Source organism: Rhizobium mayense, assembly GCF_030272705.1.
Taxonomy (GTDB): domain Bacteria; phylum Pseudomonadota; class Alphaproteobacteria; order Rhizobiales; family Rhizobiaceae; genus Rhizobium; species Rhizobium mayense.
Map to the genome: position 1 here is coordinate 1 of NZ_JARFYM010000062.1, position 20,834 is coordinate 20,834.

9 protein-coding genes and 9 pseudogenes are annotated in these 20,834 nt (G+C 54.7%); 7 read left to right on the plus strand and 11 right to left on the minus strand.

What is annotated here, in order from left to right; all coding sequences use genetic code 11:
* Positions 1-481: 481 nt before the first annotated feature.
* From PY649_RS33590 to PY649_RS33605, 4 genes and pseudogenes are all read right to left on the minus strand, one after another.
* Positions 482-1,591 carry an ABC transporter ATP-binding protein gene (locus tag PY649_RS33590; RefSeq protein WP_285873339.1) on the minus strand — a complete coding sequence of 370 codons (1,110 nt, stop codon included), beginning with the start codon at positions 1,589-1,591 and terminating at the stop codon, positions 482-484.
* On the minus strand, positions 1,591-3,381 hold the full coding sequence (locus PY649_RS33595) for an ABC transporter permease subunit (protein ID WP_285873340.1): 1,791 nt from the start codon (positions 3,379-3,381) through the stop codon (positions 1,591-1,593). The genes PY649_RS33590 and PY649_RS33595 overlap by 1 nt, the downstream gene beginning before the upstream one ends.
* Positions 3,382-3,388: 7 nt before the next feature.
* Positions 3,389-4,474 (minus strand): extracellular solute-binding protein, encoded by a 1,086-nt coding sequence (locus tag PY649_RS33600; protein ID WP_285873341.1) that lies wholly within the window; start codon positions 4,472-4,474, stop codon positions 3,389-3,391.
* 406 nt (positions 4,475-4,880) lie between these two features.
* Positions 4,881-5,200: pseudogene (locus tag PY649_RS33605) on the minus strand (Lrp/AsnC family transcriptional regulator); the annotation flags it as partial.
* A 706-nt stretch (positions 5,201-5,906) separates the two neighbouring features.
* On the opposite strand from PY649_RS33605, the pseudogene PY649_RS33610 reads away from it, so the two are divergent.
* Positions 5,907-6,155, plus strand: a pseudogene (locus tag PY649_RS33610) (integrase core domain-containing protein); the annotation flags it as partial.
* A gap of 224 nt (positions 6,156-6,379) precedes the next feature.
* On the opposite strand, the gene PY649_RS33615 reads toward PY649_RS33610, so the two are convergent.
* The gene (locus PY649_RS33615; protein WP_285873342.1) at positions 6,380-7,138 is read right to left on the minus strand and encodes a hypothetical protein; all 759 of its coding nucleotides are present in this window, start codon (positions 7,136-7,138) and stop codon (positions 6,380-6,382) included.
* Positions 7,139-7,318: 180 nt separating this feature from the next.
* Here PY649_RS33615 and PY649_RS33620 point away from each other — a divergent pair.
* Positions 7,319-7,727 (plus strand): annotated as a pseudogene (locus PY649_RS33620) (transposase family protein); the annotation flags it as partial.
* Between the two features lie 256 nt (positions 7,728-7,983).
* A pseudogene (locus PY649_RS33625) lies at positions 7,984-8,304 on the plus strand (ATP-binding protein); the annotation flags it as partial.
* Between the two features lie 31 nt (positions 8,305-8,335).
* Here PY649_RS33625 and PY649_RS33630 read toward each other — a convergent pair.
* Together PY649_RS33630 and PY649_RS33635 are read right to left on the minus strand one after the other, a co-directional pair.
* Complete coding sequence (locus PY649_RS33630; RefSeq protein ID WP_285873343.1) at positions 8,336-9,661, minus strand: helix-turn-helix domain-containing protein; 1,326 nt, start codon at positions 9,659-9,661, stop codon at positions 8,336-8,338.
* Between the two features lie 78 nt (positions 9,662-9,739).
* A pseudogene (locus PY649_RS33635) lies at positions 9,740-9,895 on the minus strand (transposase); the annotation flags it as partial.
* A 197-nt stretch (positions 9,896-10,092) separates the two neighbouring features.
* On the opposite strand from PY649_RS33635, the pseudogene PY649_RS33640 reads away from it, so the two are divergent.
* Positions 10,093-10,197: pseudogene (locus PY649_RS33640) on the plus strand (ATP-binding protein); the annotation flags it as partial.
* Between the two features lie 119 nt (positions 10,198-10,316).
* Here the strand turns inward: PY649_RS33640 and PY649_RS33645 are convergent.
* The 4 genes from PY649_RS33645 to PY649_RS33660 all read right to left on the minus strand — a co-directional run bounded on the left by PY649_RS33645 (position 10,317) and on the right by PY649_RS33660 (position 18,067).
* Positions 10,317-11,003: a GntR family transcriptional regulator gene (locus PY649_RS33645; protein ID WP_285873344.1), complete on the minus strand. Its 687-nt coding sequence runs from the start codon at positions 11,001-11,003 to the stop codon at positions 10,317-10,319.
* A 74-nt stretch (positions 11,004-11,077) separates the two neighbouring features.
* A complete protein-coding gene (locus PY649_RS33650) occupies positions 11,078-11,746 on the minus strand; it encodes an IS6 family transposase (RefSeq protein ID WP_285873346.1) in 669 nt (222 codons plus the stop codon).
* 214 nt (positions 11,747-11,960) lie between these two features.
* Entirely contained in the window at positions 11,961-17,651 is a 5,691-nt protein-coding gene (locus PY649_RS33655; RefSeq protein WP_285873347.1) for a type I polyketide synthase, read from the minus strand.
* 26 nt (positions 17,652-17,677) lie between these two features.
* A complete protein-coding gene (locus PY649_RS33660; protein ID WP_285873348.1) occupies positions 17,678-18,067 on the minus strand; it encodes an ectoine synthase in 390 nt (129 codons plus the stop codon).
* Between the two features lie 238 nt (positions 18,068-18,305).
* Between PY649_RS33660 and PY649_RS33665 the strand changes: the two are divergent.
* The 3 pseudogenes from PY649_RS33665 to PY649_RS35275 all read left to right on the plus strand — a co-directional run.
* A pseudogene (locus PY649_RS33665) lies at positions 18,306-19,349 on the plus strand (ATP-binding protein); the annotation flags it as partial.
* Positions 19,286-19,456: pseudogene (locus tag PY649_RS33670) on the plus strand (transposase domain-containing protein); the annotation flags it as partial. The pseudogenes PY649_RS33665 and PY649_RS33670, both read left to right, overlap by 64 nt.
* A gap of 16 nt (positions 19,457-19,472) precedes the next feature.
* Positions 19,473-19,698, plus strand: a pseudogene (locus PY649_RS35275) (IS5/IS1182 family transposase); the annotation flags it as partial.
* Positions 19,699-20,834 lie beyond the last annotated feature (1,136 nt).

The window sequence follows — 20,834 nt, forward strand, 5'->3', positions numbered from 1 at the left end:
ATCCTTGCTCCCAACGTTGGCTTTGACCAGTGCGTCGAGAGGCGAGACCGTCGCATCTCTAACTGGCCCAACTGTCGCATTACTAAATAGCCGCTACAAGCAAACATCAGATAAGATAGATTATGGAACTAACTGAGTGTCGCCCCTAAATTCGGAATCATGGAAAAGATGGCCATCGTCGAAGCTTGTTCGATCGATGGCCGAGTCCCTGGGAGGTTATTAAGTGGACCCAATGAAATTACACCCCTCCGTTTGACGACTGGCTGCGATTATTAGATACACAGAAAGAAAAACTGCAATATTCGCAGTTTCTTGCAGTTTTGAGGCCTCTGAAGACCACTAGCGGTTTCTCCACCTGGACTCGCCCATCGTGGGCGATCCTCTTTGGCCCCGGTCGCTTGAATGCGAGCCGGCACAGCATTCCGATGCAACCGCGCGCACAAGCGACAGCCTAGCGGCACATGATCGTGAAGGAATGAAATCATGTGCCTCTATTATCTGGCAGCAATCTCCCGTCGGCAGGTGCCCAGCTGACACGGACTTCATTGCCCCGTGCCAATAGGTGTTCTGTCCCCATTACGTCCCGGATTGGAATATTGGCAGTCCACGCCAACTCATCAGATAATTGTAGCTCTGCTCTCAGACGGTCGCCAAGGAATGCGATGTCAATTATTTGAGCGCGCAGGCTAGCGCCGCTGTTCTCACCTGCAGCGTGAACACGCAACCGCTCGGGTCTAACTACGAAAAGGCCCTCGGCGGGCGCGAAGTCTCCGGGCACTTCGATCGGATCCTCAGTGCCGTTAATGACAGCCCGTACGGCTCCGGAATCGCGCTGAACGACATGAGCAGGCGCGCTGTTCGATTCACCGAGGAACCCAGCGACGAAAGCATTTGCGGGGCTGTCATAAATGTCACGGGGTTTGCCGACCTGCTCAAATTGACCATTGCGCATCACGACGATGCGATCCGCCAAAACTAACGCTTCCTCCTGATCGTGCGTCACATAGATAACAGTCGTGTCGATGCGAGCTTGAAGGTGCCGCAACTCATACTGGAGGTGCTGACGTAATCTTCGGTCGAGTGCTGCAAGCGGCTCGTCCATTAAAAGCATGACCGGATCAAACACGAGCGCACGAGCGACCGCAACACGCTGTCTCTGGCCGCCCGAGAGTTCACTTGGGCGCGCATATATGCTTTTTCTTGGCAGTTGAACGGTCTCAAGAGCCGCCAGCGCCTTTTCCTCACGCTCTCGTCGGGAGACCTTGCGCATGCGCAAAGGGAAAGCAACGTTCTCCAGCACGCTCATATGCGGAAACAGGGCGTAGTCCTGAAAGACCATTCCCATATGTCTCTTGTCCGGGGCGAGAGCAGTAATGTCATTTCCCGCGAGCACGATACTTCCCGCGTCCGGTTCGACGAAGCCCGCCACAGCCATAAGCGTAGTTGACTTTCCACAGCCAGACGGCCCGAGCAGCGCGACAAACTCCCCGCGTGCTACGTCGAGGTCAATCCCCGAAAGGGCTTCGAAATCTCCGTAACGCTTAGACAATCCACGAATGCTTAGGATGGGCTGCGTTTCATGGCTGGTCATTACATGTCGTCCTTTTGCTTGTCACGGCGCGCCAGTCCCGAAAGGATGCCTGTTGCGATCAACGTGACAGTCATTGAAATCACTGAGACAACGGCCAAAGCCGGACTAATCTCTTCATTCGCTCCGGTCCAAAGCTTGACCGGCATGGTGACCGTATCGAAGTTCGTCACGGCTCGAGCGATCAACAATTCGTCCCAGGAGGTGAGAAATGAAAGCAACCCACCCGCGACCAGAGAGCCCAGGAGCAATGGCAATGTAATCAACATCAAAGTCTGCAACGGCCCGGCACCCAGATTTCTGCCGGCCTGCTCCAGACGGGGATCCAGATCCCTCAGCGCCGAGGTGAGTACCAGAACGGCGAAAGGAAGTCCCAATGCCGAATGCGGCAGGGCTAGTGCAGGCAGACTCGAAACCGCCTTCACGTCCAGGAACCAGACATACACCCCGACCGAAAGCACAATCGTCGGGACAATAGCTGGCAATAGGACAACTCCTATCATCATACCGCGCACACTCTGCGGCAATTTCGCCCTCACCAAAATGAAGGCGAGCGGTCCTGCTACACCGAGCGTGATCGCCACCGACAGGGCACCCACGAGGAGTGAGTTGACAATTGCCAAACGCCAACCGGTATCTGTCAGTACACTTGAAAACCAATGCCCATCATAGCTTTGCGGCGGAAACTGCAAGAACTCGTCACCTGTCAGTGAAACAGGGATTACGACCAGAAGCGGCATGAGAAAATAAGTACCGATTGCAAAAGCGCTACCACGCCCAAAGAACTTCCACGGCAGCCAGGCCAAAGCCGAGGTTGTCGCGAGCCACGATCGCTCGATAGCATCCGAGATGGCCGGCGGAATGACACCTGGACGTCTCGACGCAGCAGGAGGCGTCCCGCTGTCTTGTGAGGCGCGAATGAAAAGCGCCTCAAGGGGATAAAAAATTCGAAACACAATCACACAGACTGCAACGGCTGCGACAAGCGTGAGGGAAAGAGCCGCCGCTCCACCCAAATCAACTGTGCTGCGCATATCGCGATCGATGAACTGGGCAATCATGGTGTCACCAACGCCGCCAAGAATAGCTGACGTGACAAAGAAACCAAGTGCCTGAATGAACACCAAAGCAGCGCCCGCTGCCGCACCTGGCGCAGAAAGCCGCCAATCGACCGCGACCCATGCAGCGACCTTGTTTGCGCCCATAGCTCGAGCAGCCCGATTAAGATTGCCCGGAATCTGTGAAGCAACAGCATAAAGCGGCAGCACAAACACCGGCAATAAAACATGGACCATACCGATCAAGACGCCAGAACGGTTGTAGATGAAGTCGATTCCTGCATCCTCACCGAACACGCTGCGCAGGGCCGTATTAATCGGTCCAGCCGGTCCAAGTAGGATGATCCAGCCATATGTACGCACTACCGTTGACGTGAAGACCGGTACGATCACGACAATCAAAAGAATCTTGCGCCAGAACCGTCCGCTTGAAAGCAAGGCACCGACATAGACGTAGGACAAGATCGCACAAATAATCGTGACTTCCGCTGCAATGGATAAGGTTCGCCAAATCGACTCAATCTTTGCCGAGCTAGAGAAGAGATCCACCCACGAATTCTTGGCCCCAGCAAATGCGAAGCTGAAGAATAAGACCAGCGGAATCCAGAAGGCGAATGCCTGCAACAGTACGAAAGGCGCGACGCCTGCGCAAACGGCGACTTTGGCGCTGAGCCAAATATGCCTTACTGCGCGAGCCGGGCGCGCCACCCGGCTCGTATTGTCAATGATGGCCATTTCTCTGTCACTGATTGCCCGCGGACCAAGCCGACCACTGCTCTTCGAGCGACTCCTCGTTTGTTTTGCCGTTGCCGGCATCACCCACATACCATTGGTCGTCCTTCGGCCACGTGTGGTAGGCGGGCGACGTCGGAAGTTTCGCGGCTATGTCCTTGGGGATCAAATCGAAGGCCTGCGGATTGACTGGCCCGGTGTTTCCGATCTGAGCCCAAGCAGCTTGGGGCGCCGCGTCTGCGACAAACGCAAGGAATTTCATCGCGTTCTCTTTGTTCGGAGCGTTTTTCCAGACCGTAAAATACTGGGTTTGAAGCCGAGCGCCGTCAAAGACGATGCCAATCCGGGAAACACCACCATCGATCAGTGCCTGCACACGGTGCGTGTAGCAGGCCTCCATCGCCACCTGACGATCGACGAGCATCTGGCTCAGGACAGACGGGCTCGTCGGAAAGGTGGGGATGTCCCCCTTCAGAGCTTCAAGTTTTTTGAACGCAGCTTTCGTATCGAGCGGATAGAGATCCTTGACCGCGACCCCGTCTGCGAGCAAGCCCATTTCCGGAGTTCGCTCCTCAGGCCACGCGAGCATTCCTCGCTTGCCAGGAAAATCCTTCACGTTCCAAAAGTCTGCCCAGGTCTTAGGCTCCTTGCCTGCCGGAAACTTCTTCTTGTCATAGCAGATCCCGATCGCGAATTGGCCGTAACCGAAGCCAAACTTCTGCTTAACGTAGTCGGGCAGCGCAGCAAGGCTCTTCTGATCGAACTTGGAATAATCAATGTCTGCCAAGAGGCCGTCCCGAGAGAGCGTGTAGCCTGTGGTATACGTGGTGTCGAGGATGTCCTCAGGAGGCTGATTTCCGCTGAGAATGGCTGCCTTACTCTTGGCTGCATCCTGCGTGCTAAGGAGTTGCACCTTGATGCCAGTCTTTTTTTCGAAAGCGTCTACCAATCCCAATTGAATAGATTTCCCCCAGTTCCCGCCCCAAGAGCTAATGACAAGTTTGCCCTCGTCCGCCAAAGAGGCGGAAGGCGACAGAGAGAAAGCAGCGCAAATCCACACGGCACTCGCAAAAACTTTTCCAGGTCCCCAAGTCATTTGATTTATCCCCTTTTGTTGATCCTCGAATTATATCGATAGCTAGACTTCATCCGACAGCTTGTTGGGCCGGAAGGTCGCCGGAATTCAGCAAAGTTTTCCACCCGATGGTGGAATCCGGCGCGCCGCCATGTTCGAAACAATCGCGGCCCGGGGATGAAAAGGCACACGGTTGGGGCGCAGCTTCAAAGCTCGCTATCCTGCAGTGTTCGCTCAAACTCGATTGTCCACGTGTCGGGTCGGTTGCGCCAACCCTTACCGCGAGACGGGGACATCATCACTCTCAAACAAGCTTGGCTTGGCGGGCATCCCCGCTCGTACTCCTGGTCGGAAGCTGAATGTTCAACGCCATCTGGCTCCACGATGGCTCTTGCAGAGCGAAGTTTCCGCCTCACCAGCTTCGGGTAAAATCTGCATCCCCGGTGACGTAATAACCGATCATCACCTCACGCGTGTTCCGGATGGACGTCTTGAAGCGGTCGACGATGTCGGCACGCTCGCGCTCCAATGAGACCAAGACAATCATTGTGACAGGTCGCCCGATAGCCTTTGGGGAGATTATTGATACGTCCGCTTCGATGACACCTTCGCTTCGAAGTCTCTCTTAAGTCTTCTTTGGCATGCCGTCGGCGACAGACCGACTTTGTCCGCAAGTTCCTCCGACGTCAGACGGTTATTTTTCTGCACTGCATCGAGAAGTGCCGCATCTGCACGGTCGAGTTCCATAACGATTTCCTGCAATCTTGCGAGACTTTTTGCAGCAATCCTGCAAAAATGTGACGGCGGAAGTCAATATCCTTTATTTATGGCAAACTAGCACCAAATTTCATCAGAAGCGCGAAATCCTATCACGGCACCACTTCCAGTGTGCGCCTTTCGAAACGATTCGTGCGATTACCTGTATTTGAGCCGATTGGCACGTTGAGAAGCGCAAGGCACTCTCAGGTAACACCTCCGCCGGCGCCAGGAGAATACGCGCACCGGCGGATCTACTTCCGCTTTGATCTCGCGCTGCGTCAGTTTAGCTTGTAGAGCGCCCTGTTGTTTTTGTAGAGGATCATCTTGGGAGCCTCGATCGCTTCGTCAAAGCCGAGGCTTCCGTTCTGTTTTGACCGGCATTTATGCCGATCGGCGAAATCTCTTGGCAGAGGTGCGATGGATGTCCAGTCCGATGATGCGCATGCCCTTCCTCCTTCTTTGCTCGACCAAAGACCGGAGCGTGCGGGTCACACCACACCTACTGATCCGCGCTCGTAGCGCATCCGGGAAAGTCGCGAGGGGCGGCCATGTAACGAGCTCGGGCTCGCAGCCCAGGGTCTAAGACGGCCTGCCCGCACCTTCGTGCTCCCGGTGCCCCACGTCCCGGATGGGCTCACCATAAGGCCGTTTCGAAAGAAGAACAGCAGAACGAGTAGGCACCAAAGATCACATACCGGATAATGGGAAGGCCGAACGGATGAACCGAACAATCAAGGAATCCACCGTCAAGGTCTACCACCGCGACGATCTGCAAAGCCTGAAAGCCCATGTCCTGGCCTTCGTCACAGCCTATAACTTCGCCAAGCACCTCAAGGCATAGCGATGGCGAACACCACTCCAGGCGATTTGTGACGCCTGGACAAAAGACCCGTCAATCTTCAAAATTAATCCGCACCATCTCATTCCGGGACCGCACACCTAGGACGCAATTGACGCAAGTAAGTGCTACCGAATCCATCCCCTTGAGCGAAGGGTGCCACTGATCCCGTTTGGCAGCTTCGGCTTTGCCGTCAAGGACATCGCCGAAGGGGCGATTATTCCGTCCATTGCTGAGGATCACGCATGGACAGATCTCCACTGAGGATAGTGGTGGCCTGCGTTCACTACCAATAGGCGATCTCAGGCCGCATCAGACCCAACGAGCGATCAGCGTCCTGCACTGCTGTCCATCACGCCAGAGCCGGCTGCGGCTTGAGTGCCTCGCCATGCAGCGTCGATTTCCGAAGTACGAGAAAGCATCTGCAACAAGTCGTCTCGAGTCAGCCAAACTAACCAATCGTCGTCGTCTATTCCGTGCGAAGGCAAACGTAGCACTGATCCGTGCGGCTCTCGATGTCTATAGCCACAACGATCGGCTATGCCTTTTTCGATGTACCAGCCGGCAACCAGCGCGTAAATAAAGTCCGGCGACCATCTAGCCCAGGCGAGTCCAAATGCGAGGCGACCAAGGAAGGCCATGAGGCCGCGGCCTCTAAAGTCCTCCCGCAACCACATATCACCGCGATACGCTACTAGGCCGGTCATGCTGCGAGCGCTCGGGGCATCGCAAATACACGACGAACCAAGCCCGGCCTTTATACTGGGATCTGCAAAGCAGGCTCTAAGCGAACTAAGGTGCTCAGCGACGCTTGTGTCTGATAGGTCGTCTAAACGCATGGCTTGGACGTGTGCTGCTCTTCCTTCCCCGTCCCGACCGATGATCCAAAAAGCCTTTTCCGGTGAAAGATCAGAACACTCCGGATTGAAATTTGGAAAGGTCGGCGACTTTCCGGGAAGTCTACTGGTGATCCTGACATACTCCTCAAAGTCGTCGCCCATCGTAAAATGGACACCAGATCTACGCCCAAGTTCGTCTGCTGCGCAGATGTACTTAGAAACCTCAAGCGTCATCACTTTATTCTGCATGCCTAACACCTCTTATCCGTGTTATCCGGGCCATAGACACCTTATTTTACTCTTCTGTGCAGGCACAGATACTATGGAACTTGGTAGTTGACTGTGATTAGGCATGGAATGTTGGGTCTGACTCACATTTGATGATTTCGCGGTCGAGACTGGTGCGATTATCAAAGAGGAATCAGGACCATGGCGAACATATTTCGTCTGTCGTCCCTGATCCCGGCCGGATTGATTGTTGAGCGTTCCGACGAGAGCGATGGGGTTATCATTATTTCAGCGCGGGCTGCTGCCGATCGACGGTCCTGCCCATTATGTAACCGCATGTCAGATCGTATTCATGGCCGTTACGTTCGGATAATTGTCGATTTGCCCTGTGCCAGCACCAAGGTCCAACTGCGTTTGTCCGCACGGCGGTTTGTCTGTGACATGGCATTGTGCTGCCGCCGAATTTTCGTCGAAAGGTTTGGTGAGCTTGTCGTCCCAGAGCGTCGTCGCACTGCTCGACTTGAACTGTCGCACATCATCTTGGATTGGCTCTTGGAGGGCGGCCTGCAGCAGCCTTTGCAAAGGCTTAATGATCCCCGTCAGCAATGAGTGTGTTTCGGCGTGGAATATTGGGTCTGACGCAATCTCGATGGCATCAGGGCGCTCCAACAATACGTGCCTCAAGCAAACCGAGTTTCCCGCGCCCGTACAAGGGATGGACGGCCTCTGCTCCCGCACCGGCAGTGCTAAACTCACCGTCGTTGATTGTGCAACTCAGAGGAGCCGTTCCCGCTGCAAATTGTTACGATAACCCATGAGCCGGTCGCCGATTACGCACGCTGTGACAGCCTCAGGAGGGTAAGCTGATGGAACGCACACAGGTTCTCGAACTGATGGGTACGTTGAAGCTCTATCGAATGCGCAGTGCTTATGACGAGGTCATGGGCAACGGCATCAAACGGCAGCACGAACCGCCACGCATCGTCGGTGATCTCTTGCAGTCGGAAATCGCCGAGAAACAGGCACGCTCGATCCGCTACCAGCTCAGCATCGCCAAGCTGCCGCTCGCCAAGGACATCGACGACTTCGACTTCGCCGATACACCTGTCAATGAATCCCTGGTGCGGGAGCTGTCGACCGGCACATTCGTCGCCGATCAACGCAATGTCGCTCTCGTCGGCGGTACCGATCCCACGACATAATGCACACCTCGCTATGTTATTGAAAAAGCTTAATCTGGTGATCTTCTAGTTTTGATAGCGGACATTGTTCTCCCTTGCCGGAATGACGCCGGATATCGAGTTGCTCGATATCTTCGTGGCGGATGATCCACGGTGTGCCCTTGCAATACTGCTCCGCCTTCAAATCGCCAGCGCGGATCATGCGCAGCACGGTCGTCGGCCGCAGCCCGAGCTTATCAGCCGTTTCCTGCAGCGTATATTCGCCACGCTCTGACCGTTCGTCCTTTCTGTAAACGGCAATGGCGTGCTGGTTACGGAAAGTGCAGACACGGGACTGCGTCCATCCGTTCTGACGACCCGTGGTTTTGCCGAGCCGATTGAGAAGCGAGGCGATCGCCTTGTCCGGCAATTGGCGCACCAGGGCGCCGATCAGTTCCTTGATGTCCGGCGGAGCGCCCCGGCGGTGATGGCCCGCCTTATTCCTCCTGACTGAAAGCTCGGTATGGTCGCCGCCCTGCCAATGCACCAGCATTTTGATCTGATCATCTTCAACGGCGACAACAATCTCGCGGATTACGGCTCGGATGATCCGCTTCCGTGTGGCGGCGGTGGCGTTAGCATGATGCCATGCCAGTTCGAGATCGGCCCCCATGCGTAGCAGGCTCTGTCGCTCTTCTTCTCCCAGAATCTCGGGCTTGTGGCGGTCGAGTGCGTCAAGCTCGTCCTGGCGTTCGCGCACGGCGACGAGCGCGGTGTTCCAGCGTCGCTCCAATTCGCCCGCCACAAGCCGGTTGTCCGGATCGACGGCATCGTACTGGCGGCGTGGATGGGCGGCCTCATAACGTGCCTGCTCGAGTGCGAGCTCCACGTGGCGACGCTTCTCCCCGGCCTGCACGTTGGACGTCTCGATGGCCTTGATCGCCGCTTCGATACCGAGCGGTTGAAGGCGTTGAAGAACCTCCGCGCTGACCGCCTGATCGACCCGCAACGATCCGAAGCCAATGCACGGGTCGGTTCCGTGGTTGACCTGGGCTCCGCGGCAATGATAGCGCCCCGCATTACCGTTGCTGCCGGAATAGGCGACATGCAGCTTGCGGCCGCAATGGCCGCAGCGCAAGAGACCGCCGAGCAACAGCTCGCCCCGGCGTAGAGCACCACGCGGCACCAGGCCTTTGCTTGTGGCATTGTCCGTGATCAGGCGCTGATTCCTCTCAAAATCGTGCCAGCTCAGGTAACTCTCATGATGGTCAATGAGCAAGACCTCCCAGTCGGCGCGGTCACGCCTGATCCCGCGCAAGATCCGTTTGCGGCCGGCCTCGATGGTGACTGCTGCCGGTTCGCCCGAACGCATATCCAATGTCATTATGTCCACAGTCTCCATCGTGGACACACAATCTTTCATGCGTTCGTCAATGAACAGGTGCGGGGAATTTTGCGCTTACGGAACAACGTCATGACGGCGCGCGACGTCAACAACACGAACACCAGGCTCAAGGCTTTCCGCCACGATCCGCGCCTTCACATCAGCCGGCCAGCGACGGTTTCCGCGGCGTGGCTCGACAACTTCATAGCGACCAACAAATCCATCGTCTGCCATGCAAATCTCCAGATAGTCCTGGAAACCTTCTCGCACACGCGGCAAGCCTCAAAATACACCCAATCAAATGGGGCGGAGACGGCGCTTACGATTCACGGCCGGCAGTTGGTGAAAGGACAACCATGCGGAGGACCAGATCGACATTCTGCGCGCTCGCGCTCAACGTAATAGACGATCGAGGAAACAGGCATCATGAAGTCATTGGTGATGCCAAGATGACGACCGCGCTCCTTGACCGTCTGACCCATCGCTGCGAGATCGGCAACGGGTCTTGGCGCTTCAAGAACCGCTCTCAAAGCTGAAGTCGAAGAACCCCATCACCCGCACTTGGCCTAAGCTCGATGCCTTGCTATCGTCAGACGGGGTCTATGCACCGCTTACAATTCACTTGAGCCCGCGAGCATGCCACTCGTCGTGGGACTCATCCCCGAATTGGGCTCAAGATGGCTGCAGCGTCAACAATATTGGCGATGTGAGTCAGCGACTGGCCGATGTCCCGTTTTATCTCCTCTGCAACCACTGCAGAATCCTGGGTCTCCACTCCGACGGCGATCCTCTGCCTCCAGTCTCCTCGGGCCGTTGATATCGAGGAGACATAGTGAGGGAACAAGAGGTTCAGGTACGGTCCAGACTTGAGCCATAGGGAATTGATGATCTTGAGCAGGTTCGACATTCGGCACTCGCCATAGAGTTCGAACTGAAATCTGTACACAAGGACCAAGTAGGCCCGCCGATCACGTTCGGCACTCGCCTTCTTCAGCTGATCGGATATCGCGCGCAGTTTGCCGGCGAACTCGGGTGTGCCTCTTTGCGCCGCCCGCTCCGCGGCGAAGCATTCGACGTGCAACCGGATGTCGCGCAATTCGCAGATTTGCTCACGGGTCAGCAGCGGAATCAGCGCGGATCGGTTTGCCTCACTCAGCAGCACTCCCTCAGATATAAGTCGATAAAGCGCCTCGCGAACTGGCGTCGGGCTCATCTCAAAGTCCTTGGCCAAATTCCTGATCGTGAGCTTTTCGCCCGGGGCGAATTGGCCGCTCCGGATCAATTCGCCAAGCTGCTCATAGACCCGGTCTCGCAACATTCTGAGGTCGGCAGGATCAACCAATTGTCCATGTCCTCTCTTCTAGGTTTTGTTGTAACGGGTGAATAGAGGCGCAGAGAGGCCTGATGCGAGGTCAATCAGGCGGCGAGGATTTCGAACTGCTCGGCCAGGGACGGATTCGGATTGAAGGCATAGCTCGCCTGTCGCTTGCGCATCATGTGAATCATTTCGATGACGGAAAGGATGGTGGTGGCGGTGGCCGTCGATTTGAAGCCGAGCATCAGCCGGACTCGGCGCTTGATGCGCCGATGGTCCTGCTCGATCCGATGGTTCAAATACTGGCGCCAGCGGATGAGGATCGGCTTCAACCGGCGCCGGGCGCGATCCTGCGAGCGATTTGTGGTGTCACAGGAAGCGATAGCCTCGTGGTTGGTCTGGCTCCCGTCGATGACGACGCGATCCGGTCGGCCATGACGCTCCAGCGCCTTTCTGAAGAAGCGCTTGGTCGCCGGCAAGTCGCGCTGCTCGCTGAACCAAAACTCGACTGTGTCACCGACATTGTAGATCGCGCGATAGAAATACATCCACTGGCCGCGCACCTTGATGTAGGTTTCATCGACATGCCATTTGCCGGTCAGGGTACGCTTGCGCTGGTTGAAGCGCTCGAGCAACAAGGGCGAAAAACGAACGGTCCAGCGGTGGATCGTCGTGTGATCGACCTTGATGCCGCGCTCAGCCATCATCTCCTCAAGATCATGCAGGCTCAATTTATAGGCGGACTGGTCGAACTGACGGCCCTTAAACATTGCAACCTCCGAAAATGATCGAGGGCTCCTTGCCACAGCGCTGGTAATCAAAAGGTTGCAACAGATCCGTTTGACCAGATGGCTGCGCCACCGCTCTTCCCAATCCAATCTCCGAGACGGGGCAAGGCCTTTCGCGGTTACTCTACAGATGAACTGGAACCTTCCATGTCAGAGCTTCCAAAGCTCACAGCCACAGGATGGACCTGTTGACGACTCAACAGCTCAGATAGGCGGTTATCTCGGTCTGAACCAAGTCGGCTAATTGGGAGACTTTCGCATAGCTAATCATGCTAAAATGATCACCCTCAACGAAATGAACTTTCACCTCATGTCCCACTTTACTCCAGCCCCACGCGGGATCAATGGACGATTCGTCGGCCCCCGGCAACAGACTGCCGAGTGCGCCGCCCGTACGTGCCCTAACGAGCGTTAGAGGGATAACGGTCCTACTCGCCTCTAACTTGGAAGCCACGATCGAATTAGTCCAGTAAACAGAAGCCGCTTGCCTTAAGTTGTCGTGTAGCTTTTGAAAGTGGCATGCCTTGTCCAACATGTTAAAGGCTTTAGCAGGGTTCTCGGCGAGTATTGCGTAAAAAGTCTCTTGGTCTAACAAGCCATCCGGCGAGACTTCTGCCGGTGGAAGCGGGCATGGATCGGCGGGTATGTCGAGAATAATGACTCGAATAACTTCCACGCCTGCTTTCTGGAGTGCCAAGGCAACTTCGTTGGCTATCTTGCCACCAAACGAATAACCAAGAATCACAAGCCGCTTCCCTTCCGCCAATTTCTGGGCACGAGCTGTCATGGGAATAATGATATCATCGGGCTCAGGTGAGGTTCGCCAAGGATCAATGTTATCTGGATACTCGAGGATTGCATAAGAATTTCCGGGAAGGTTCGCCACAAGGCTCGCAAAATCCATCGCCTCCCCTATAATGCCCGGTACAAGTAGAAGTTGAATATCTTCTAGAGCACGGGCAGCGGGTCGAGAACGGCAAAGCGAAATAGATCGGAAGATGTCACGTGCAAGGCGCCGCAGCGTACCGCTGTTCATGACTGCTGTGGAGGAAACGATTGCGCCGAAACGTTTTCGTAGCTCACTACGCATCTCGATAAGAAGCAACGAATCGAACCCTAATTCACGCCATTCAAGATCCGGCTCGATCGCGGTATTATGCGCAGCTCCTAAAAGTTTTGCGGCCAGCTCATTCACAATTTGCAGAACTTCACTTTCATCTACCGGTTGGCGTAGTGCCGAGAAGTCCAATCCCTGCGAGGCATGGCTCGTCCGGACGGCCCCGGCAGTCGCGAAAGCTCCCTGCAATGCTGCCGCTCGGGATGAGCTGTTAGGTGCGGCGGCTTTCTCGATGGAGTAAGGATTAGGATGAGTCTCATTGAGGTTCGGCAAACCCTCGCAAAAGCGCTTTCTCTTAAATGGGTAGGTTGGCAGGGGGACGCGTCGCCAATCGGCGACGGAGGCAAGGTGAACAAAATTGAGATCAACGCCGAGTTTGAACAATTTAGCTAAAGCCCCTAAAAACGTTCCCAGTTCGTTGGAACTGCGGGAAGTCGGAATCCAGCATCGCTCATGGCCCAGTTCATTGTCCATTCCAAAGCGGACCAACACCGGTTTTGGACCTACCTCGACGAAGATCTTGGACTTGTCCTCGAGCATGTAGTGGATCGAAGCATCAAATTTAACCGGTCTGACGAGATGCGCGCGGAAATAATCAACCCAGTCACAGTTGCTTCGAAGAGGCTGACCTGTAACGGATGAGATGATGGGAATGGTTGGCTCCGAGAATTCCAGCTTGCTCACCATGGATCCGCACTGATCGACAAGGTCGATCATCTGCTCCGTGTGAAATGCATGCGAGACGGACAGCGGCGTAATTGTGCAACCCGCAACTTCTCCAGGTTCGATGAACTGTGCCAAGCGCTCAGAAGGTCCGGCTATTGTCACTGCGGTTGGGGAATTGAATGCCGCAACAGCGATACCATCGTCTAGGCTTGAGACCAGCCTTGCAACTTCTTCCGGTTCTCCCCTGGCCTCCGCCATCGCCCCCAGTCCGGATGGAAGACTTCCGCACATTCGTCCCCTCTCCGAAACGAGGAAGCAGGCATCTTCCACGGTCATTACACCCGCGGCGACCAACGCCGCTATCTCACCAACGCTATGACCAGAAACTTCATCGAAGAGCACTCCGAAGGAGCGAAGAAGGCATGTCATGGCGTACTCGAACGCAAAAATAGTGGGTTGGGTGAACGCTGTGTGGTTCAGTTTGGTTCTCTGCCTAGGATCTTGAATAGCCTCCCTAAGATCTAGTCCATGGCTATTCTTCATTCGACGGAAGCAATCCTCGATCGCCGCCCTGAAGACCGGGAATACAGCTGAAAGCTCTTGCCCCATTCCCGTCCTCTGGGACCCTTGGCCACTGAAGAGCCCAACAATCTTCCTGGCGGTCAGACTGTCATAAGGGAGCGCGGCCCCGTCTATGATCTCATCAAGAAGCTGAGACAGCTCTGCCTTGCTGGATACCGCCCAAGCCACTCGAAACCTTTCCGGTCGACGGCCCATGCAGGAAGTCATGCAGATATCTCGCAAGCTAACGCTTTCGCAAGCGGCAAGAAAATCCTTGAGCCCTTGGCAAAGGCTTATTAATTGTTCAGCGCTGCCCGCCGAAAGTACAAAGAGTTCATGCCGTGCGGAACTGGCAGATCTCTCTGCACAATAAGGCTGCGAGTCCGCCTCTTCTATGATCATATGACAGTTGGTCCCACCTATACCAAGCGAAGTGATTGCCGCTCGCCTGCGCCGCTCAGGCCTTCGATGCCAATCCCGCGTTTGGCCACTGGCAATGTTAAGGCGAGTTCCATCGAGCGGCATGCGCTCGTTTGCCTTTCGGAACGTTGGGATAGACGGTATCTTGTCTCTTTGAATACACAATGCTGCCTTTAGCAGACTAGCTGCACCTGCTGCTTCATCCAAGTGACCGATGTTCGCCTTGAGAGAGCCGACTAAGCAATTTTCAACCGCTGCAGCTTTCCCGTAAGTCGCGACCAGTGCGGACAACTCAATCGGATCCCCAACAGAAGTACCCGTTCCATGTGCCTCGACGTAATCTATCTCCGAAGCAGCTACGTTTGCATCTGCCAGTGCCGCGTTTATGACCTCGACCTGCCCCTCTATACTAGGTCCAGTATAGCTCACTTTACGAGCACCGTCATTGTTCACTGCTGAACCGATGATGGAAGCGATAATACGATCGCCGTCGCGCATCGCAAGTTCGTGGTCTTTGAGGACAAAAACAACACACCCGCTGCCAAATACGGTTCCGTCGGCGTCAGCATCGAAAGGTCTGCAGCAACCACTTGGTGACAAAATGAGACCCTGATGGGCAAAGTAGCCTACATGCTGTGGGCTGGGGATGGAAACAGCCCCTGCAACCGCCATATCTGCCTCTCCGCAGCGAATCGTCCTGGTTGCGTAGTGAATTGCGACCAACCCTCCCGAGCAAGCGGAACCGACCGCCAAACTAGGGCCGGTCAGATTCAATTTGTTGGACACCCTCATCGAAATGTGCTCGGGGGCGTTCCCTTGCTCTATCAATATCTCGCCGATGTCTCTTATAAGCCGGTGGCTTAAGAAGGGGCCTTTAGGGTCATACTGAACCGATGGAAGAATGTTGTTGAGTAAATAAGTATTAGCTCCGCTGGCCGAAAAGACTCCGGTACGGTAAGGCACTGCATCAGGGGCATAACCGGCGTTTTCCAACGCGTGCCAAGAGCATTCCAAAAATACCCTATGCTGCGGATCCATAAGTAGAGCTTCGCGTTCACTTATGTTGAAAAACTCTGAATCGAAATAGTCGTGTTCCTCAAGGAAGCCGCCGACGTTAATGAAGTTCTCACAAACCGAGTATGCTGACGGGTCGCATTGAGAATTTGACAGGAATGTTTTATTGGTGATCAAACCTTCCCAGAGGGCATCCACAGAATTCGCACCCGGAAATCGGCCAGCCATGCCAATAATGGCGACTGCCGTTCGAACAGTGGGTGTAGCAACAGTCGGTTTCGGGATGCTTCCAGATACCGCTATAGACGGACACGCATTAGATATATCATCGGCCGTGGTCGTATCCGTGATGTTATTTATAGATATTACTATTCCCAGTTCTTGCCTCAGGCGAGTCACCAGTTGCATTGCACTTAGAGAATCACCACCCGCAGCTTTGAAGCTAAGTCGATGTCCTCCAGGAAGGATATCATTCCACACGTCGAGTACCCGCTGCTTGAGGTCTCTGGGTTTTGCCAGGCTCGGAACCTTTGAAGTGAGCTCCGGCACCTGGATCGCTTCCGATGCAATCGCTTGAAGACGCGTGCGATCAACTTTCCCCGTTGATGTTTCAGGAAACTTCGAAAGGACAATAGTCCGGTAAGGGGCCGCCGCAGCGTCAATCTCAACTGTGACGAGCTTTCGGATATCGTCTTCAAACGAGTCACATGCCGTGCTATCTGTCGTAACGGCGAAAGCTACGAGCACTGTTCGACCGGCGACTTCAATTGGAACAGCGGCTGCCTGCCTGACGTGCTTGTATCGCTCGATAGCAGTTTCTACGGCTAATAGATCAACACGTTTGCCGCGGATTTTTACCTGGCGGTCTATTCGACCCTTAATTGCAAGGGAGTGGTCAGATCGGATGATGGCTATATCGTCACTGAGGTACTCATCCGCAGCCCCATTTGACGTTTTAGGCAAAGTCACCAGTTCATTTGAGCCGGCCTGGACATATCCCATCGCAACTTGGCATCCCTTGACGACGATGGGCCCTTCCGAGCCTGGAGCAGACGACACCCCTACTGATGTAAGGACGCCGACCTCCATTCCCGCAATTGGCGTTCCAATTGAGGGTAGATCCGGCCATTGTTCAGGATCGCCGCTGAGTTTCAGAGAAGTCACATCTTGAACCTCTGTCGATCCATAATTATTGTAGAGAGCTGCGCCAGTCCGTAGAAAAAGTGTCCTGATGTGGCGGGTGATCTTCAGCGGTTCTCCTGCTGTAGTTACATCCGTAAGCCAAAGTGTTTCTGGGTGCGCGATAGCGGCGATCGCCACTTGATTGAGCACGCTATACGGAAGATAAGCTTTTTGGATCCTGGCCGCCGACAAAAGCTTAAGAAGGCGACCTGGATCTTGTCGCTGCTCTTGCGTAGCCATTATTGCGGTTCCTCCCGAACTGATGGCAGAGAACAGCTCGTGAAAGGCAACGTCGAAGTTGAAGGACGCATATTGTAAATGCCTTTTGCCCGGTTCACATCCTCGATGGAGCATATCCCAGTGGACAAGGTTTGCGAGGCCTCGGTTGCCCATGATCACTCCCTTTGGTGCTCCCGTAGACCCGGAAGTGAAAAGGAGATAGCCACCGGCCTCGGGAACCGCCTGATTTTCGGTGAGAGGAACATCCGTACCTGGACGTTGCACTTCAATCGTTCGAATGGAAAATGACGAGAGCAACTGCGAAACCCGTGGGTCGAGGGGTGTTCGCTCCGAAGTAACAATAAATTTTGCGTTTGCGAGGCTTAAAGTGTCAGCGAGCCTACGGTCAGTCGCAGACGGATCGAGTGGACACACGGTTGCGCCGCAAAACATTATAGCAAGAATTGCCACCACCGCGTCCACATGTCGGGAGGAGTCCATTAAGATCGTGTCTCCCGCTTTGACGCCATACGCTCTGAGTAAATCAGATGCCCATGATGCATGACGAAATAACTCACGGTAAGTCATCTGCTCATCGGCGCATCGCACAGCTAATGTGCTCTGAAATCTTCGGGCACAATCCTCGAACATCGCCGAAACGGTGCTACCGCATGCGACGTGATGCTCTTCGGGTGAATGCCGCATCATGGTAATGTCTCCATTTCCTTTAACTGTCAGTAGGCGGACGAATGTTCTCTCGAGGAGACGTCGTGGACCTCATTGCCCCTGAGCGCGGGCAAGAATATGCATACAAGGCGAAGGTCTTCTTCATCCGCAATCAGGTAGTGGGGGTCGTTTCGATCCAAAGTATACATAGTGCCGGGGACGATGGCATGCTCCTCGTCAGTGGATGCGTTGCGGACGCGCCCTTTGCCGGATATACAATAGCAAGTCTCGATATGATTGCGGTATTCCAGTAGAGACGTGCTCCCGGAGCTCACTATGGTATCCGTTAGAGAGTAGGGAACTCGGTCGGCTTCGATTAAAAAGCGGCGACTCCTACCGTTGCCCCAGGCGACATCACGGTCGGTTCCTATGAGATCTTCAAGCTTACGAACGATCATACCGTTCTCCTGCAAAGGCTTTGGCTTGCTGATTTAAAGCACGAACGTTCGCTCAGTATAAGCCACCAACGTTGGTAGCTATATGACTGCATCCCGGCAGCTACGGTATCCGCGGCAAAAACCTACTACCAATGAGAAAGGAACCCAGATGCTGACAAACCCAACTCTCGATCAGATGAATGCGCTTGGCCTTGCCGGAATGGCGATGCCGGAATGGCGATGACCTGCCTATCGCGAGCTTAGCGAACAGGTTCATGGAAATGATCTTAGCTTCGACGAACGGCTTGGTCTGATGCTCGATCGCGAGATTGCCATGAGAACAGACAAACGGCTGGCCAATCGATTGGCAGCAGCAAAGCTGCGTTTTGCCAATGCCTCTATCGAAGACATCGATTTTGGATCTCACCGTGGCCTGGATCGCCGGAACGTTCTCGCCTTGGCACAAGGCGCCTGGCTGAAGGCAAATGAGAATTTGATTCTGACCGGCCAAACGAGCACCGGAAAGACTTGGATCGCCTGCGCCTTCGCACGACAGACAGCTCGCCTCGACTATTCCGTGCTCTACGTTCGCATGCCACGACTGTTTGAGGATCTTGCACTTGCTCGGCTCGATGGCCGCTTTCCGCGCCTCATAGACAAACTGGCACGCGTTCAGTTGCTTGTACTCGATGACTGGGGAACTCATACCTTGAGCGACAGGCAGCGCCTCGACCTCCTGGAAATCTTCGAGGAGCGATATCGGCGGAAATCGACCCTGATCACGGCTCAGCTTCCCGTGGCGGCCTGGCACGAAATGATCGGAGAGGCCACTTTAGCCGATGCAAGAGGCATGGGCACCGATCTTATTGGCAACACCAAAGCCCATCATTACCCCGATCATGGCCGTCAACCCGCAGCTTGCAAAGATGCTGTTTCGCCTGTCACTACAAGAGAGGCGAAAAGTCCGAGCAACGGCTCATCTCCATATTCGAGCAGCAGTCACCCAGCTTTACGCTGTGACCCGCGCCGCTCGCCGATAGCAATCGATACAAACTTCCGCCGTCCACAAGGTGGCGCGTTCGTCGCGCTCACAATGAACCACCATGTGCCAGTCGAACGAGCAGATAGTGAACGCCTTCGTGCTCATGGCTGCCGGTTACCAAGACGTTTGGTCAACCAGTGGATGGAAGGGATAGGTGACCTTTGCTTCGAACGTCAGAAACCCGGCATCATGAACCCGGCTCGGACGGCGGAGCCGAGCAATGGGCTACCATCGCGACGCTGCTGCAGACGGCGAAGATGAACAATATCGATCCGCTTGCCTGGCTCAGCCAGACCCTTGAGCGCATCGCCAATTGCTGGCCGAGCAGCGAAATCGACGCGGTCATGCCGTGGAACCACGTCGGCTGAACGGTCTCAGCCTGCCGCTTACGAAAGACAGGCCTGGGCACTAACATTCCGGCAAAAGGGAACCGCAAGGCCAGCTTCCCCTTCAGCGCATGGGTCTATCACCAACGCAATCGAACGGTTCTTAACTTCTTAACAAACTCAAACTGTTCCGGGGCATCGCGACCAGATATGACAAGGACCCGCGCAACTTTCTCGCGGCCATCAAGCTGGCCGCGCCACGCATCTGGATCAGGTCGTTATGAGTCTATGCCCTGAAGGTAGGTAGTAAAACTAGGTAGCCGAGCGAGTAAAGGTCTCGTTGGGGCTGCGATCAGGTGATGGGCGCGTTCGAAGATCCAATGCGTATAGCGAGATACAATATGCGGTTAAACGACAGTAATCCCGTATCCTTGCCCGCTTTCAATTTCCAGTTGCCCACTCTCGTGAGGATGGATAGAGTCGTAGTCACACTTCAAGAGTGGTCGCCAAAGGGACCACTTCATAGCAGTCATTTGGGTCCGGCTGATAAGGTACGACTGGCAAAACTGAAAAACTCTCTTGCCCAAGCGGAATTTGTAGCAGGGAGAGCTGCGCTCTATCATGCAGCATTGGCGCTCGGAATAGATATTTCCACATGCAACGTGGAATCCGACCCAAGATCCGGAAAGCCATCCCTTGATGCGAGCCAAGAGTGTTGCAACTTCAGCATTGCACACACAGCGGGGCTGGCGTGCTGCGTCGCCTCATCAGAATACGAGGTCGGTTGTGACTGCGAAAGATGGAATCGATCCCTCAGCATCGATTCATTATCCTTTCTTCTCAGAACGAATTTCAGGGACCACAGGGAATGCCTAGTGGAGTGGACAAAGCTAGAGGCATTGTTAAAACTTCGTGGCCTGAGGCTAACTGATGCAGTTGGTAGTGACGGCCGACTCACTTCCTCAATGTCGGATTTGCTTTGCGAGCATAGAGACTTCACCGTCTCTTTTGACCTTAATGAAACGTTTGTTGTTAGCTACTGTGTGGACTCTCCACTTCGTCGGACATGTCATCTATTGAGATAAAGCTTTGACGAACTCCCTGGCGAAGCCATCTTCAGCGCGCGCATGCATGATACGGCCGGCAGGCTCTGGGCTGGAAGCCAAAGTGCTTGGCCAGTGCCAGCTGCGAGCGATTGTAGATGATGTGGCCTCGTCTTGTAAGCGGTTTGCTGACAGCGTCTGACCTGAAGTTCCAGCGCATGAGCAGCAACTCGATATCTTGAGCGGCCATCGATTTGCGATGCGCGTTAGTGTCTGGGCTAGAGCGTGTCGCAGCTTACGTGATTCAGGATTCCGTTGAAGCTTGCTTTGTGATTCACTTGTGCATGGAAGGAGATCGACCATGGGCAAGCCGCATC